Source organism: Streptomyces sp. NPDC002671 (genome assembly GCF_053592475.1).
Map to the genome: position 1 here is coordinate 1 of NZ_JBSFVU010000169.1, position 1,338 is coordinate 1,338.

Annotated in this window: 1 protein-coding gene; it reads left to right on the forward strand. The window is 66.2% G+C overall.

The features are described from left to right. A partial coding sequence (locus ACWD35_RS45505; protein WP_451357181.1) for an IS4 family transposase occupies nt 1-1,320 on the forward strand: 1,320 nt, incomplete at its 5' end. Nucleotides 1,321-1,338: the final 18 nt, after the last annotated feature.

Below are 1,338 nucleotides of genomic sequence, written 5' to 3' on the forward strand. Positions count from 1 at the left end.
GTGCGGCTGGGGGCGGTGACCCGGTGGGTGACGCCGGAGCTCATCACTGAGGCGCTGGGGAAATGCGGGGTCCGTGACAAGAAGCCGGGGGCGCTGCCGGCCGGGTTCATGGTCTACTTCACACTCGCGCTGGCCTTGTTCCAGCAGGACTCCTACGACGACGTTGCGGAGCAACTAGTCGGCTGCATCGCCGAGTTGAGTGGCAGCATCCCGAACAAGTCCTCGTTCACGCGGGCCCGCAGGCGACTGGGGCCGCGGGTCCTGGAGATGGTGTTTCGTGGGCTGGCCGGCCCGTTGGCACCCGCTGGTCTGGAGGGCTCCTTCTACCGTGGGATGCGTCTGGCCGCGGTGGACGGATTCAGGCTGGATGTGCCGGAGAGCGAGGCGAATCGGCGTCAGCTGGGCGGGATGAAGGACGCACGCGGCCAGGACGCGGGGTTTCCCCAGGTGAGAGTGGTGACGTTGACTGAGATCGGGACTCACGCGCAGATCGACGCGGCGGTGGGCGGGTTCTGCAACGGCGAGCCGGAGTTGGCGATCCAACTCGCCGCGTCGGCCGACGGCATGCTCGTGATCATGGACAGGGGCTTCCCCGGGGTGGCTCTGTGGCGTGCCTATACCGACGCGGGTGCCCACCTGGTGATCCGGGCACGCTCGTGTGTGGCGGCACGGCCGATCGAATACCTGCCGGACGGGACGTACCTGGCCCGGATGAATCTGGCCGGACAGAAGCGGGCAGCACCGGGGCACGTCGTGCTGCGCGTGGTCGAGTACCGGGTCGACGGCGGCGAGGTGATCCGGCTACTGACGGACCTGCTCGACCCCGGGCAGCACCCGGCAGCCGAACTCGCCGCCCTGTACAGCGACAGGTGGGAAGCTGAATCCTCATATCGCCAGGTCAAGACCTTTCAGCGCGGTCCGCAGCAGGTCCTGCGCTCCGGCGACCCGGATTTGGCGCGCCAGGAGGCGTGGGCACATCTGGTCGTCCACCACTGTCTGATCCGGATCATCATGGAACTCGCCGACGGCGGAAAGATCGACCCGGACCGGGTCTCGTTCGTCAAGGTGCTCAAGCACGTGCGGCGCAGTGTGGTCAGTCAGACCGCGAACACCACGGTGAAGATCGGCAAGTTCATGGCCATGCTGGCATCGAAGCTGATCCGGAAACTCGACAGTGGACCACGACGCAGACGCGAAGCCGACCGCCTGATCAAGCGCCCCGACTCGAAGTACTCCTTCCGGGCCAAGGGCCAGGTGCGCTGGCCCACCCGCAAGACGTCAGCGAAGGTCATCACCTTGCACCCATCAATAGTTCAGTAGCTCAAGCAACGGCATTGT